We start from the raw sequence: 15,856 nt of genomic DNA, 5'->3' as shown, positions 1-15,856 counted from the left end.
CTGACTAATTTAAATTTAGAATTTCTGCTATTCTTTTTGATGTTCTTTTTACAAGCTATATTGTTTCTTAGTGTACATCGCTTTAGAAAACAAATCTTATAGTTTTAGCATTCTATTATTAAAAGTATTTAAAGCTCTTCTAAAGACTTAAAGCGTGCCTCTGTATTAATAGAAAAAACTAAACATATCAAATAAAATATTAATAGTTTCAAAAAACACAAGGATAAAAACTAATAAAATACAACTTGACATGAAAAAAATTATTGAAATAATCTGCGTTCTTTTCACAGTAGCAAGTATTAATGCCCAACAGGAAAAAGGAATAATTGGTTATACAAACTGGTTGTCCAATTGGTCAGAATTTAAGCCTCATAAAGTTGAGTATGGAGAACCTAACCAAATTTTAACTGGAAATATTTCTGTTAATACTAAGTTACTCAAAAGGAATATATATGTTTTACAAGGAAACGTTTATATAACCAACAATGCTGTTTTAACCATTGAACCCGGAACTTTAATTATTGGTGATTTCCAGACGAAAGGAACGCTTGTAATTACGAAAGGTGCACAACTTATTGCTGATGGTTTAGAAACTGACCCAATTGTATTTACTTCGAACCGCGGTCTTAAAAAAGCAGGAGACTGGGGAGGCATAGTAATTCTAGGCGATGCTCCAACCAATAAATTTGGAAATATTGGTTCTTATAATTTAGATCTTGACCCTTCTTTAACAACTTACGGCGGAGATAATACTTTTTCAAATTCGGGAATTTTAAGATATGTTAGAATCGAATTTGCGGGCAAAAACCTGAAGAATGTTGCTACTTTCAACGGACTCACAATTGCGGGTGTTGGCAGCAAGACCATTTTAGAAAATATAATGGTAAGCTATTGCGGTGGCAACTCATTTGCTTTCTATGGTGGTGATGTAAATGCTGTCAAGTTTGTTTCATACAAATCAATTAATGATGATTATAAATTTACACAGGGTGTTCAATGTCGCTTGTATAATTCGCTGGCTGTAAGATCTTCCTACTTGTCAAGTAACAAAGATGGCTCTCGTTCTATGGAAGTAAAATTATATGAAAACAAAAATGAAACAGATTTTACCAAAAAACAAACTTTTGTTTCGGCAACTAATATAACATTGTTAAATGACAGTGAGAATATCAATACCGATATACAGTCAGGTTTAGTTAAAGAAGCACTTTATGTAGCAGAAGGTGCTTCTCTCGAAATGAAACGCAGTGTAATTTCGGGGTTTAATCCAGCAGTTTTATTAGACAGTAAAACGGAAATTAATTCTGCTAATCTGAAAAGAATTAAATTTGAAGAAATGTTTTTTAACCTGTGTACCGGAAACATCTTAACAGAAGGAAACAGAAATAAAGAAGACCTAGAACATTGGTATGGTAATAGCTTATTTTCTAATGTCTATTCGAAAAGTGATAATAAGGAAACTTTTGTGGACATATTCAACATTAAAAGACCGGATTTCAGATTACAACTAGGAAAAATTACAGCACAAAACGGAAATAGATAATTTCAGTTTACTACAAAAACAAATTAAATCAAAAAGCTAATCTTAAAATACTTGAAAGATTATCGTTTTAAACTTTGTAAAAAATAAAGTCCTGAAAATTTCAGGACTTTATTTTTTTGCTCCAATACGAATTCTGAAGAATTAAAGAAATCTGGTTCAAAAATTAGCGATTAGATATAAAAATTAAATTGAAGTTACCCTATAATTTTGGCGTTGCCTCCAATTTTGCCACAAAAAACTAAGGTGGTTTCTGAAAAAAAACATAAAAAGAGGTAAATTACCTGTTTTTTTGACCTATAATTCTAAAGATTAAAAAAATAATACTCTCTAAATTTTATAGCTATGAAAAAAAACAGATAAAAGTCCACGTTAGAGTTTAAGATGCTGACCGCTTCGATAAGCACCCATTGTGGAAAAGTTATAGATGTGACCCGGGAGCTTAATTACCAGGATTTATCATTGGAGCCAGTGCAGGTATGTGAGCCCCAGAATTGCCAAAGAACTATCGGTAATCGACATTAAAGCATTCTGGGCGTTTGTAGCTAAAAACAAAACGGAAAATCATCTGCATAGCATCGCAAAAATGAGATTCAGAAAAATCACAAACTCTGCTCATAGATATCTGACTGCGCAGAACATACTTGGGTACGATTTTAAAGCAATAGACCTCAATGAAGTATGAGTTTCGGGCATAGCTTATATAGAAACCGATGAAGGATGTCTGTATCCCACCATGGTAATAGACCTTTTTTCCCAAAAATGATCGGCTGGCCTTTAAGCGATAACCTAAAAGAAGAGGCACACAATATCCATTTCTGTGATTTGCTTCTTTATTGGAAGGTATCGAACAGATAACCTGCAGCATGAGCTGAAAGGGAAACTTCTTTGACAATACCGTACCCGAGAGTTTTTTCAAAACACTGGAAAACGAATGAGTTTACCATAACACCTATGCCACAAAAGAAAAAGCAGAAAGACTCTATTTCAGACTATATAGAAAACTTTTATAACAAGCGTATAAAACATTCTGGTCTCGCAATTTGATAATAGAGGAATTTCACAATCAATTTCCAGTTACTTAAACATGCTTTTTTAAACTAATTCTTTATAAATTTTATCAAAAAACTAATTTCATTCCTTTGCACATTCTCACTAACTGATACTTAAATAATAAAAAAATGTACCTTAGTACGTATTCTAAAAAACAATTGATTTATGAAATGGATCACCAGAGAAAGGCCAAAAATAGACCGAATTGCATGCCCATGGCTTATTAGAAATTTTGTAGATCCTGAGGCTGAATTTATTTACGTCCCTTTTGATCAGGTTCTGGACAAAGCAAAAGAATTAAATGCCGTTCCTTTTGATATTCCAAATGTTGAATTCACACATTATCAGGAGCAGTGCACCTTCGATTATATTGTAAAAAAATATAAAATCGAAGATCCCGCTATTTCCATCATGGCAGGAATTGTACGCGGGGCTGATACCGATCGTCATGAAATTGCAAAAGAATCTGCCGGACTCTGGGCGGTGTCTGCCGGACTTTCGCATAATATTACCGATGATTATAAACTCCTTGAAACCGGAATGGTGCTCTATGACGCACTTTACAGGTGGGCTTCACATCTATATAAACAGAAACATCTGAAGAACAGTCCCTTTGAGAACCTGCTACACGAAGTTTACAACAAGTTTCTTAAAGACAAAAAAACAACCGGAAAAACACCATCCTGGGTAAAAGACCTCAAAAATCTTATTCAGGACCAGATTGATGCTCAGTTTACTTTCGACCTTAAAAAAATATCGGGTGAACTCGATTTGAACCCATCCTACCTGTCGAGAGAATTTTCTAAATATTTTGAAGATTTAAATTTCGGGGACTATGTCAGAAAACAAAGGATTGAAAAAGCGGTAAATCTTATTGAGAATACTACCTATACTTTGACGGAGATTGCCTATAGAACCGGATTTTCAGACCAAAGCCATTTTACAAGAATTTTTAAACTTCAAACCGGAAAGAATCCGTCGGCGTACAGAAAAAAAATCCAAAAAAAGTAATCCATATACAAAACGTAAAACGCATTCTATTTAGGGAAGTTTAATGCTTGTAATTTTGTTTCTATAATTTATAAAAACAAAATCGATGCTTTTAAGATTCCTGTACCTTTCTATTCTACTACTATTTAGTCTTCCCTGCTTTTCTCAGACTACGTATCCTAAAATCACAGGATATTTTGGTATACTGCATCTTCTGGTAACCTTAAATAAAGATGAAACTGCAGTAAATTTCAGAGACTACTACGCTGTAGGATTTCCAACCGGAATCAATATCTGGAAAAACGAGAAAATCGGATTTTCTTTTGAGGTAGTTCCCAATATAAAGGACGATCAGGGTACCAGTAAAGTAACTCACATATTGTTTCATCCCGGAATTCTGGTAGCCTTGGGACACGGATATACTTTTGCAGGAAGGGCTGCTTTTGACTCCTCCGGAAGATATGGCATTACGCCTGTTTTGAATAAAACAATAATAAAAAGCACCAATTGCAGCTACTTTGCCGCAATCCCCCTGCCCATCCACTTTGGTAATAATCATCCCGCTTCTTTTACAGTAGGGTTTCAGTTTGGAATTGCATTTTAATTTACAGATCATGAACGAAAATCCCAAATATACATTACGGGAATTAACACTTTATTTTTTAAAGCTTGGTACTACAGGTTTTGGCGGTCCCGTTGCTCTGGTGGGCTATATGCACAAAGATCTGGTTGAGAACCGAAAGTGGATATCAGAGGACGAATACCGCGAAGGACTCGCTCTGGCTCAGCTTGCTCCGGGGCCTTTGGCGGCTCAGCTTGGAATTTATATTGGTTTTGTACATTACCGCTTTCTTGGTGCGACATTAATTGGAATTGCCTTTGTTCTGCCTTCTTTTTTAATGGTCCTTTTATTAGGGATCATTTATAAACTCTACGGAGGCCTGTCCTGGATTCAGGCAGTATTTTACGGAGTTGGAGCAGCTGTAATCGGAATTATAGCATTAAGTTCTTATAAACTTACTTTAAAATCCATTGGGCAGCTGAACTGGGAATCAATGAAATCTAAGTGGCTGCTTTGGCTCTTTTTTATTCTTGCCGTTTTTATTACTTATATTACAGAACAGGAACAAGTCCTTTTATTTATTGCAGCCGGTCTTTTATACATGGTAATTAAAGCGCCTCCTAAATGGTGGAATAGCAAAACTGTAAACTCTTTTTCTTTAGTTTTTTTACTAACAGGGTTTTCGAGCTATGAAAGTTCTACTCTTACTAAAATTGCTGTTTTCTTTGCTAAAGCAGGAACTTTTGTATTTGGAAGCGGTCTGGCGATAGTACCTTTTCTACACTCAGGAGTTGTAATCGAAAATCAATGGCTTACTGAGCAACAATTTCTGGATTCGGTTGCTGTTGCTATGATTACACCTGGTCCGGTCGTAATAACGGTTGGTTTTATTGGATATTTGGTCAATGGCTTTTTAGGCGCATTAGTAGCTGCGCTAGCCACTTTCCTTCCCTGCTATCTCTTTACCATTGCAATGGCGCCTTCTTTTAAAAAAATAGCACAAAACAAACCCGTTAAAGCATTTGTCGAAGGTATTACAGCGGCTGTGATAGGTGCTCTTGTCGGATCTGTAATGGTTATAGCTAAAAGAAGTATAATAGACATTCCAACGGCTCTAGTAGCAATTATCACAATTTTTGCACTACTTTATATAAAGAAAATTCAGGAACCCTATATTATTGTCGCAGCGGCTGTTCTAGGAATAATCATTAAATTAGTAATAATATGAACAGAAAAGACTTTTTAAAATCAAGCACCCTTTTTGGCGCGGCAGCTTTAGTACTTCCATTCCATCCTCTAATGCTTTTTTAAATAATCTGGCAGGTAATTCCATTGATAAACTAGTAGACGCAAACGGAAATTATATACAGCAGACGTTACCATATAGTGAAAACTTTCTTGAACCTTATATGGACGCAGAAACACTTCACCTGCATTATGCCTTTCACCATGGCGGTGCTGTAAAAGGAGCTAATAAAGACCTTCAAATGATAAAAAAGGCATTGGAAGAAAACAATCTAGAAACAATAGATTTTTGGACCAAAAAATTATCGTATCACTTTTCTTCTCATATTCTTCATTCTATCTTTTGGACCAATCTTACCAATAAAGCTAATGCACCCAAAGGCAATCTGCTCAAAAGGATTGAAAAAAGTTTTGGAAGCTTTGATAAGCTCAAAGTGCTTATCGCTGCAACATCTAAAAATGTAGACGGAAATGGATGGGGAATACTCGCCTACCAACCCTACAGTGACAGTCTTGTAGTACTTCATTGTGAAAATCACGAAAAACTAACCCAATGGGGTGCGGTTCCAATTTTGGTAATTGATGTATGGGAACACGCATACTATCTTAAATATAAAAACAAACGCACTGATTTTGTTGACGCATTATTCAATATTATAAACTGGGATAATGTAGCATTGAGGCTGAATGATGCTGAAAAATTAATCTTATAATTTTTTTTAAGTTCAAATTTTCTTCTTGTTTAAAATAACAAAGCGTTATCGAATACTCAATTTTTAGATTCCTATGTTTAGAATAAAATTCAATTGTTCACAACATTACACCCTAGCATACCATAAATTTGCGTACCTTTTTTTGAAATTAAATATCCACCATAAAGTTACTTTTTATCCATTTTTTTTCTGGTAATAATTAAATTTCATATCAAACCAGATTTGCAAATAATTACACTATTTCGGTCTATAATCTGACTTAAAACATTAAAATGTATTCTAAATTTTATTCTCTTCTATATATTGATTTTCCATTCTTAATCGTTTGCAAAACCTTAATATCTTTTATTTTCATACCATCTACTTTTAATGGATTTTTATCTAAAATAACTAAATCGGCAAGTTTACCGGCTGTCAAACTGCCTTTTCTGTGTGTTTCATCATACTGTGAGGCAACATTAATAGTCATTGCCCGCAGGCCTTCATACGGAGTAACCCTTTGGTCAGCTCCAACTGTTTCTCCTCCTCTGGAAATTCTGTTTACCGCGGACCATAAAACCATCATCTGATCAAGCGGCACAACGACAAAATCAGTATGATTAGTAGGTTTTAATCCTGCATCAACAGCATCTCTCATCGGGCTTATATATTGTGATTGTTTAAATCCCCGATTTTTCAAATGAGCTTCATAAAAATTGATAAATTTTGATGCACTTTTTTCTATGATATTAGTTTGAATTTATTTTCAACCGTTTGGCTTTTTGCTTTCAAATTCTATTGCCAAAATTTATATTCCTAAATCATTACAATCCAAAGAACACCTTCGTCGAATTAACACTTTTTAACATTTAATCCTCATAATTAATACTTGCAAACATTTCCAAAATAAAAAATCTAAAAAAATTATCTTACAAATTCACTTGAAAGCAAACCAATTTCCCTAAATCTTATACAAAATGGTTTGTATTTCGTAAGGTAAACTACTTTACAGGACATAAAAACAGTAACTACTCACAAGAAAAATGGTCAAATAATGAACTTTAAATGCCGAAAATGCACATTGCAAGCATATTCACCTATGAAAAATTATTATAAAAATATGACACTAATTCAAATTAAAAAAATTATTTAATAGTTAATGTCATATTAGGAACAATTATAGCGTCAGTTATTCCTCCTGTGAATCGTTGAGCATAAACTTCAAGATAATCATTTGTTAATAATTCAACCGAAGCATTTAAAGGAAGGACTATAATGTCATTTATTGCTACTCCTCTTCCATAAATTTTATTCTGTGTTAAAGCTGTTCCATTCTTTGCAATATAGATTATATAGGTACCTACTGCGGATACTTGAAAGGAAATAGAGCCTGTAACCTGAAAAATTCGTTTCTTTTTTCCCATATATCTCAATCTGTTATTATTATTTGTTGGTGCATCTAAGGAAAATCTAAATAAATTATAGGATGTTGAATTCCCATTAACTTTAACAATATTACTTGGATTCGATGTATTAAAGCTTGTAGAAGCACCGGAGCCAACAGGATAATCCATAGTGAAATCGGCTACAGCACTGGCATCCGTTTCGGTAGGAATTCCGGCCGACCGTACGCTCCAGCTATTGGTAAAGTTATATCCGGTATAAGTACCGGCAGTATAGGATTTTACATATCCACTTGTGTTGGTGCCGGTAAAAACAACCGATTCTAAGACACCATCTCCTAATATTGTTGGATTTGAAGATACATCAAATCCAATAGCAGTACCATTGACCTGACTGAAGCCTCCTTGCTTTTCCACAAGAGTAAAGGTTCCGGTTAGTTTTTCATAAGTGCCTGAATTATTACTGAACCATCCTAAATTACTAAGTAATAATTGTGTGATATTATTGTATGTTATTCCATTTGTATTTCCTGAGAATTGTATAATACTTAAAAAAACCAATCCAAAGCCAGATATGCTTCCTACAGAATTGGAATTAGCCACTATGCAATCTCGAAATATTAAGTTTTGAGTTGCCGCTCCATTAAGGTTAAACACATTTCCAGTTGGAGCAAGAAGAGTTAGACCTTTTATAGTTCCTCCGTTGGCACCTTCAAAAATATTTCCTGATGATCTGATAATAACATCTTGATTGGAATCCACTCCCTGTAAATAAGCATTATTTAGGTCAATAGGAAAATTAAAAGTAACATTACCGTTAATTTCATATAATGTACTGGAATTCAAAAGATACTTAGAACCTCCTCCGGCGGCAAGTTCATCAGCTAAAATAGTGGCTAAATTATCCGTAGATTTTATACGTTTAAAATTGATCCTTCCCTGTACTCCGCTACTTAACGGCATCCATGAAGTGCTGTCTGCTGAATAATAGTAAAAAACTTTTAAATCCGTATCATAGACTATAAGACCATCAGCCGGAGTTGTGATCGCAGTTCTTTGAGCAGTTGTCATTCTGGGTGTAAGTAATCCTTGTGTAGTAGAGGTAAGATCTAGTATTGAACTGGAATTTGGCGTTATTGTCCCAATTCCGACTTGCGCATTAGCTATAAATCCAAAAAGAAGAAAGAGAAACACTAAGAACATTTTATGATTTCTAAGAGCAGGTTTGTTGATCATAATTTTTTGGTATTAGTTATTTTTTTCTGTTGTCTATTTTGAGTAATTACTCTTAATTTTTAGAGTTTAAAATGATTATTTTCTCCGTGAATCTTTCATTATTCAGAGTTAAAAATTGGGCAATATAAACTCCATTGCTTAATCCATTGGTTGAAAAAATATAATTTTGTTCTGTTCCCAGATTTTCTTTATGCAGAATAACTTTCCCGGTTATTTCATAAAGCTTAAACGTTCTTAAAGAAAGATTTTTGGGATTAGATACTTTTAAACTATTATTGATATTATCCTGATTAATGAAAAACGGATTATAGTTTTTTTCACTGGTATTAAGTGTTTTATTGTCTTTGAATGTAATTTTAAAACGATCTGTATAAACGCCCTTTTCAAGATTTACCTCATACATTCCATTTTTTATGTCATGAAAAGAATTATTCAGTGCATCATAGAGGTAAATCATTTGCGAAGCTTCCCAATTTATTACCTCGGGAATCTTGAATTTAAAGGTAGTATTGGTAGTTGCTTTTACGATTATGGGGATTTTTTTTTCAGCATCAAAATTTAAACCCTGAATGATATAATTATTATTTTCTATTAAAAAGTTCACATCATTAGGAAGTTCATCCATACCTAGCGCATCAATACCAATATCAACTCCATCTGTTGCGCGAGAGACAAATACAAGAGCTAATTGTCTGGTAAACTCATTATTGATTATAACATTTAATTTAAGGTATGAAATCCCCTCAGTGGCTTCAATTCCTTTGACGCTCTTTTCTTTAGGAATATGTTTTTCAAACTGTGACAAACCACTTCCTTGTTTGTAAAATGCCCTATGGGCATTTTTAAACGTCGCAGTCCCGCTAGCGGTCGCATTAATTACAAACCCCTGGCCAATTGGAGAATATTTTCTTTGTATTACAAGTCCGGAAGACAGTCCCGTGTTGTTTACTGAGCCATCCGGATTATAAGTATTGAAAGTGGCCGGTACATATATACCATTGGAACCTAAACTGATTGGAGAATATGCACCATAGCCCCCTTTGTAATTTACTAAGGTGTGTGTGTTTACTGTCTTATCTTGTTCCCAGAAGTAAGCAATACCACCTGTATTTGCATTAGAAGGATCTAAAAGAAAAGCATTTAAATGTAAAGCTGATGGATATGGATTTCCGGTTAAAGTGGCATTATTAGCCCCTAAGGAAATAGTAATATTGCCATCATTTGGTTTTCCTCTAAAATCATATCTTTGTGACCCGCCGGAATTATTTGTAACACCGGTTCCCTCAGGATCGGTTGAATCAGTTCCACTTGTTCCTTTCATTGAAAAACCTTCACCAGGTGCTAAAATAGTAGATCCCCCAACAAAAATCCATTGCGAATAATTATTGGCATTTATGAGTTTATAAACCCATTTTGATGCTATTGCCAGAGGATTGGAAGTTCCATCGGAATTACTTACGGGTAAAATTGTTGATGCTACTGAAGCAATTTCCGTGGTAGGTCTGCTCAGCAATGTAATACCAAAGTTTTCATTTCCGGATGAATTCGTGGCGTTTCCAACAGGAGAACACCAATAATTATAATCGAAATTATCTGAAGTTCCCCTTTGATAAACTGACAATGTACCCAATCCCGAATTAGTTGAATTCCCTGTTGTTCCCTGCAACAATTGTGAATTATTACGTAGGTAGAGATTAGAATTCAAAGCTAAGTTGATACTCTGTTGAACATATAACACTTCATTCTTTACATACATGTTCGTATTTGGACTGAAATAAATTTGTGAGATACATTTTGAATTAATCAACAGGAAAATAAATAGAATTATGATCTTCATTACTTTAACTTTAAGATTAATAGCGTTTATTTACTAAAACTGTATATTGGATGTTTTTCTTTTTTTAATTAAAAAAAAAGCTCCAAGTATTATTCCGCTTAGAAATAATATCGAAATTTCATTGTCTATTGGTACAGGATCTCCAACTGGTGGAGGTATGGATTGCGGTTGTGGTACTGGGGGCGATGGCGCAGCTATGTTATTATGCGAAATAAAAAGAAGAATTACTACCAATTTTAACGATTTAACTTTCATATTACTTAGGATTAAGAGTTGCGAAATTGATTAAATTGTAATTTTTTTATTATTCTATTTTTGGTATAACAACAATAAATTAGGTAATTTGCTTATGTGAAGATATAAAAAATCTTACAAAATAAAAATTAAAAAAAATAATTTTGCGTAAAATTATTTACATTATAGAATTACTGTTGAAAACATTATCTTCAAAAGGTCACAAAGTAATATCCCATCGCCATTTTATATAAAAAAGTATTCCCATTTAACATACTGAAAAGTAAACTCGAGTTATCTTCTATTGTGCCACAATAAATTAAGGCAGCAAATTCATTTATAATCCTGCTTTACTTTGTAACATCCGATCATTGCAAAATCGTAGCACGGTATATACGTTTTTTAAACAAGGAATTCGGTAAAACTAAATTCTAAAAGTTTTAGATTCGGATATATTAAGTATCAATATAATCTTCACTTAAATAATTATATATAAATTAACCATTTTTGATCTATTTAGAACTTTGAAAATTTCAAAACCAAATTCTTAAAAACATAATTGAATGAAAGATCTACCTTAAGTTTTACTCCATTTTAAACTAGCACATCCATGTACTGTATCTACCTAAAAACAACTCTACTACTTTAACATTCTCCAACTAATACACTAGAAAAATTAAGGAGTTGTCGCTTTACCCTTATATTTAAATAATTCATAACGTAAAAATATTTCATGCGAGCCAGAGTTATACTTGTTCAAATTGGTCGTTTCCCAATCATAACCATAGCCAATATACAGTGAGTCACTAACCTGAAATCCTGCCATAGCGCTTATTGCAGCGCTCCATCTGTAGGCTGCGCCAACGACGAGTTTATCGATAAACATAAAGTTTGCCGAAACATCTGCCTGTAATGGAGCTCCATCGACCATTTTTAAAAATGCAGCTGGTTTGAATTTTACATCCGAGCCGAAATCGAATACATAGCCCGCCATAAAATAATAATTAATTCTACTCTTGTATATGGCAATATCATTATCATTGTAACGGTTGGTTTCAATAAAATTCGGAACCGATAAACCTAAATAGGCTTTACTGGAATGCCAATAGATTCCGGCTCCGATATTGGGTTTAAAAATATTGTCTAAATTCTGGAATTGTGGATCTCCCTGATGGAGAGTATTGAGTTTATTAACGTCCAAACTGAATAGACTTCCAGTTGCTTTGAGACCAAATGAAAGTTTGAAATCTGAAGAAGTTTGTACGGAATAAGAAAGATCAGCAGAAAAAGTACTTTCGTTGGTGGGTCCAATTTTATCATTAACAAAAGAAAAACCTACCCCTAAATTACTATTATTTATGGGCGAATTTACAGAGAAACTACTTGTTTTAGGAGCTCCGTCAAGTCCAATCCACTGCGTACGATATAATCCAAAAATGCTCAAAACTCCCCGGGATCCTGCATACGCGGGATTGATCGTTATAGTATTGTACATGTATTGTGTAAATTGAGCATCTTGTTGCGCAAACCCCATGACAGAAAAAAACATTAAAACTAAAACTAATTTTCTCATTTATTTTACTTTTAAGAGTGGTTTAATAAAAAACTATTATTCCCTTTTCCAATTACTTAGTAAGAAATAAATATCCTGCCAATTGATGCGTCTTTGACTCACTATTTTTGTATTTTAAAATATAATAGTAGGTGCCCTCTGGTAGTCCGTCAGTATCTTTAACAGTTGCGCGACCATCTGAAAATCCTCTAAATACGACATTAAGATTATCATAATGATTTCCCTGGTAGACCAAAACTCCCCAACGATTATAAATTTCAACAACATTATCAGGATAACATTCTATTCCTTGGATATAAAATAGCTCATTCATTTTATCCGAGTTCATGGAAATAGCATTGAATACTTTTATAACACAACCCGAAATTGGCAATACTGTAGGTTTATCATCAACCACACTTCCATAATCTGATTTGTCTTTCACTAAAACTCCGTTTGTACTTATTCCTGATACTTCAGCCTGATTTGATATACTTCCCAGATTAATATCCGATTGCATAATAGAATAAACACCTGTAAATGAAGCTGAATCTACTTGACCAACTGCCAAATCTATTGCCCCCCCTGTCATGATTATTCCTGTTAGCGGATCTCTTACAGATACCTTTGTCAAAGCTACATTTCCAGTATTAGTCACTATAAAATTATAGGTAACAGTTTCTCCTGCCTCTGCATACCCATTTCCGTTTTCGTCATTAAAATGAGCTGTTTTCACTAATGCAATACTTGGCCTTGCTACAAATACAGTTACAGAAGCCGCGCTACAATTGGAAGGGTTTGCTTTTTCACAAATCGTATAAGTTAAAGTATAAGTCCCCCCAGGAGTGTTTGGTAAAATATCCAAAGTTCCATTTGAATTAGATACGAAGTTGACGTTTGGCACAACAGTTAATATAACATCTTGCGGATCTATAGGTAATCCATTGAAGGCATCATTTGCAAGAACATTTAAGAAACCTTTTGTACCAGATATTCCATCAACCGGATCTGCTGAATCATCGACAGCGACCAGATTTGCAAAAGAGGTACAACTGATTCCAAAATCTAAATCTAAATGCACACTTTCCGTTGTACTCAGCGTAACCGTTTTGATACTTTGGGCTGTGACACCGCAAACCATAAAACTTTGGGTTCTATTTGTTTTAGAAGAAATTTCCTTTAGAGTATTGCCCGGAATAATTTTTACCAAGCCAGTACTGCCAATTGCCTGCGATTGTGCCTCTAGATTTGAATCCATTTGCAATTTAATGCTATACTCTCCCCATGGGTTTGAAGCTCCAGGTCTGTCTCTCCAGTATCCTTGAATTCCTATTATCGTACTTTTTGAATATCCGTTTGGACCTGTTATCAAAATATTTGGACTTTTAGAATTTCCAAACCCTGCCCTATTTAACTCTCCGGCATTAAGCGGTCCTTTGCTACTACCATCTCCATTAAAATCAATCCATTCCCATTGACTATAATCAACAGAACCGTTTGCATCAGGAATATTTTTGGTAACAATTCCATCATTATTGGCATCATACCATTCATCCTGAATTCCATTACCATTCAGATCATACCATACATAGTCCCCTAATACAGGTAATGCAGAGAGATCATATTCAAAATCAAATTTTTGGAATTCACAATTTTGTATGGTTGTAAAACGTAAACTTCCGTTTACAGGATACAATTGATATACAGTATTTATATTTGCATCCTGAACCTGTACCAAATAATCTCCAGGAATTATTCCTGAAAAACTATAAGATCCATCGCTTTTTGTAATTTGCAATAAAATGGGGCCGGTCGTTTTATTTTGTGGAATCAAAGTCACGGGGACATTTGCCAATACAGTATTAGTCTTTAAATTTTTAACAATCCCTGCAATATTTACTGTTGAATTACACGTTACTACAATTTCATCTGAAACTGTTGCACAAGTCTGTGGAATCAATCTATCACACAGTTCATAAACAACATTATAAATCCCTGGTGCTATTCCTGCGGCCACAGTTACTTTTCCGGTTACCGGATCCAATGTGATTCCTGCTGGCCATACTCCTGATACTGCAACAGTCGCATTTCCTGTCGCTCCTAATGTTGCCGGCATTCCATTTACAATATCATTCGACGTAATGTTTGCGAAAACTGTTCCTCCTTTTACTACAATGCTCCCATTTTCAGAAATTGGCTCTACAATTGATAGCACGTTGATTTCATTTGAAACTGTTGCGCAAGCCTGCGGAGTCAATTTATCACACAATTCGTAAACTACATTGTAAGTACCCGGTACTGTTCCTGCGGCCACAGTTACTTTTCCGGTTGCCGGATCCAATGTGATTCCTGCTGGCCATACTCCTGATACTGCAACAGTCGCATTTCCTGTCGCTCCTAATGTTGCCGGCATTCCATTTACAATATCATTTGATGTGATGTTTGCGAAAACTGTTCCTCCTTTTGCTACAATGGTTCTATTTTCGAATATTGGACATACATAATTATTTAACACAATAGCTTCTGATGATAATGAACTGCATAATCCCGATTTTGCTATTACAGTATAAAAACCAACAGGAGCAGTCACTTTATTTCCAACTATACTTACACCACTTGATGGAATTACTTCATAGGAGTATAAACCATTATAATTTGAAATATTAAAGCTACCATTAGCATCTGAACAAGATGGCTGAATCAAATTATTTAATACTGGCTTTGGTATTAAATCTACCGTTACGGTTGTACTACTAGAGCTTATTTCCGTACAGTTGCCGTTTTTAACTATCGCTCTAAACTGTGTGGTCTGAATCAAATTTCCTGAAGTATAACTAGTTGTTGTGTTAGCAATGTCGCTCCAGCTTAAAAATGGATTAACAGCAGATTGCCATTTGACTACGGTACCTGTATGTCCGCTTAAAGTCAGTTCTGCACTTGGACTTCCCAAACAAATCGTACTTCCTCCGTTTACGGAACCTGCAATGGTAAGCGCATCTACCATAACGATTACCTCAAATCTGTCAGCCGACTCACAACCTGATACTGTCTGAGAAGCAAAATAATGCGTACCGTCTGTCAAAGGGGTGCTCGTAGACAAAGGACTTCCTCCACTTGATGTCAAATACCAGTTGATCGTACTTCCAGTGGCACTTAGATCGCCAACCGTTGAAGCTGCACAGAAATTTTGGGTTGCATTGCCTATAGGCGCTGGGGTAATATTTACTGTAGCAGTTACCTCAAGTCTGGTAGCCGACTCACAGCCTGATACTGTCTGAGAAGCAAAATAATGCGTACCGTCTGTCAAAGGGGTACTCGTAGCCAAAGGACTTCCTCCACTTGATGCCGAATACCAGTTGATCGTACTTCCTGTGGCACTTAGATCGCCAACCGTTGAAGCTGCACAGAAATTTTGGGTTGCATTGCCTATAGGCGCTGGGGTGATATTTACTGTAGCAGTTACCTCAAATCTGTCAGCCGACTCACAACCTGATACTGTCTGAGAAGCAAAA

Annotated in this window: 11 protein-coding genes; 6 read left to right on the top strand and 5 right to left on the bottom strand. The window is 34.8% G+C overall.

The window, feature by feature from the left end; translation table 11 throughout:
- Window positions 1–250: 250 nt before the first annotated feature.
- From BHE19_RS01835 to BHE19_RS01810, 5 genes are all read left to right on the top strand, one after another.
- On the top strand, window positions 251–1,543 hold the full coding sequence (locus BHE19_RS01835; protein ID WP_070905713.1) for a hypothetical protein: 1,293 nt from the start codon (window positions 251–253) through the stop codon (window positions 1,541–1,543).
- A gap of 1,215 nt (window positions 1,544–2,758) precedes the next feature.
- Complete coding sequence (locus BHE19_RS01825) at window positions 2,759–3,604, top strand: chromate resistance protein ChrB domain-containing protein (protein WP_070905678.1); 846 nt, start codon at window positions 2,759–2,761, stop codon at window positions 3,602–3,604.
- 85 nt (window positions 3,605–3,689) lie between these two features.
- Window positions 3,690–4,187: a hypothetical protein gene (locus BHE19_RS01820; protein WP_070905711.1), complete on the top strand. Its 498-nt coding sequence runs from the start codon at window positions 3,690–3,692 to the stop codon at window positions 4,185–4,187.
- Window positions 4,188–4,197: 10 nt separating this feature from the next.
- On the top strand, window positions 4,198–5,373 hold the full coding sequence (locus tag BHE19_RS01815) for a chromate transporter (RefSeq protein ID WP_070905732.1): 1,176 nt from the start codon (window positions 4,198–4,200) through the stop codon (window positions 5,371–5,373).
- Between the two features lie 181 nt (window positions 5,374–5,554).
- Window positions 5,555–6,103, top strand: a complete 549-nt coding sequence (locus BHE19_RS01810; protein ID WP_230001321.1) for a superoxide dismutase — start codon at window positions 5,555–5,557, stop codon at window positions 6,101–6,103.
- Between the two features lie 286 nt (window positions 6,104–6,389).
- On the opposite strand, the gene BHE19_RS01805 is transcribed toward BHE19_RS01810, so the two are convergent.
- The 3 genes from BHE19_RS01805 to BHE19_RS01795 all read right to left on the bottom strand — a co-directional run bounded on the left by BHE19_RS01805 (window position 6,390) and on the right by BHE19_RS01795 (window position 10,558).
- Entirely contained in the window at window positions 6,390–6,782 is a 393-nt protein-coding gene (locus BHE19_RS01805; RefSeq protein WP_255664656.1) for an amidohydrolase family protein, read from the bottom strand.
- Window positions 6,783–7,227: 445 nt separating this feature from the next.
- Window positions 7,228–8,721 carry a hypothetical protein gene (locus BHE19_RS01800; RefSeq protein ID WP_070905708.1) on the bottom strand — a complete coding sequence of 498 codons (1,494 nt, stop codon included), beginning with the start codon at window positions 8,719–8,721 and terminating at the stop codon, window positions 7,228–7,230.
- A gap of 52 nt (window positions 8,722–8,773) precedes the next feature.
- Window positions 8,774–10,558, bottom strand: a complete 1,785-nt coding sequence (locus BHE19_RS01795; protein WP_233431346.1) for a T9SS type A sorting domain-containing protein — start codon at window positions 10,556–10,558, stop codon at window positions 8,774–8,776.
- A gap of 46 nt (window positions 10,559–10,604) precedes the next feature.
- On the opposite strand from BHE19_RS01795, the gene BHE19_RS22550 reads away from it, so the two are divergent.
- Entirely contained in the window at window positions 10,605–10,847 is a 243-nt protein-coding gene (locus BHE19_RS22550) for a hypothetical protein (protein ID WP_123923537.1), read from the top strand.
- 621 nt (window positions 10,848–11,468) lie between these two features.
- Here the strand turns inward: BHE19_RS22550 and BHE19_RS01785 are convergent.
- Window positions 11,469–12,365, bottom strand: coding sequence for a PorP/SprF family type IX secretion system membrane protein (locus BHE19_RS01785; protein WP_070905705.1), 897 nt, complete (start codon window positions 12,363–12,365; stop codon window positions 11,469–11,471).
- A gap of 52 nt (window positions 12,366–12,417) precedes the next feature.
- A partial coding sequence (locus tag BHE19_RS01780; protein ID WP_124020455.1) for a T9SS type B sorting domain-containing protein occupies window positions 12,418–15,856 on the bottom strand: 3,439 nt, incomplete at its 5' end.

The organism is Flavobacterium tructae (assembly GCF_001853485.1).
Classification (GTDB): domain Bacteria; phylum Bacteroidota; class Bacteroidia; order Flavobacteriales; family Flavobacteriaceae; genus Flavobacterium; species Flavobacterium tructae.
Note: the sequence above shows the minus strand (reverse complement) of the source record. Positions and strands in the feature narration are given on the sequence as shown.